This window comes from Enterobacter sp. FW301-JW81 (assembly GCF_058788735.1).
The window spans coordinates 1-515 of record NZ_JBYTBA010000018.1 but is presented as its reverse complement, the minus strand read 5'-3'; the positions used below and the strand labels follow the sequence as shown (position 1 = coordinate 515).

At 47.2% G+C, this 515-nt stretch carries 2 tRNA genes; both read right to left on the bottom strand.

What is annotated here, in order from left to right:
- Window positions 1-223: 223 nt before the first annotated feature.
- Window positions 224-299 (bottom strand) — tRNA-Ala (locus AC3WOK_RS23375).
- A gap of 42 nt (window positions 300-341) precedes the next feature.
- Window positions 342-418: transfer RNA gene (locus tag AC3WOK_RS23370), tRNA-Ile, on the bottom strand.
- Window positions 419-515 lie beyond the last annotated feature (97 nt).

Below are 515 nucleotides of genomic sequence, written 5' to 3'. Positions count from 1 at the left end.
TGACTGCCAGGGCATCCACCGTGTACGCTTAGTCGCTTAACCTCACAACCCGAAGATGTTTCTTTCGATTCATCATCAAATTGCGAAAATTTGAGAGACTCGAACACACCATTAAAGATGTGTCGTTTCAATTTTCAGCTTGATCCAGATTTTTAAAGAGCAAAACTTCGCAGTGCACCTTTTCAGGTTCACTCTGAAGTTTTCTTGTGTTCGCAGTAAAAGATGGTGGAGCTATGCGGGATCGAACCGCAGACCTCCTGCGTGCAAAGCAGGCGCTCTCCCAGCTGAGCTATAGCCCCATCGTTTTTAATCTCTGTACCGCTCATCCTTTAAAAGGAGTTTGGTAGGCCTGAGTGGACTTGAACCACCGACCTCACCCTTATCAGGGGTGCGCTCTAACCACCTGAGCTACAAGCCTGCAGAGATTTTTACTGCTGTTTTTCATCAGACAATCTGTGTGAGCACTACAAAGGCAGGTTCTTTAAGGTAAGGAGGTGATCCAACCGCAGGTTCCC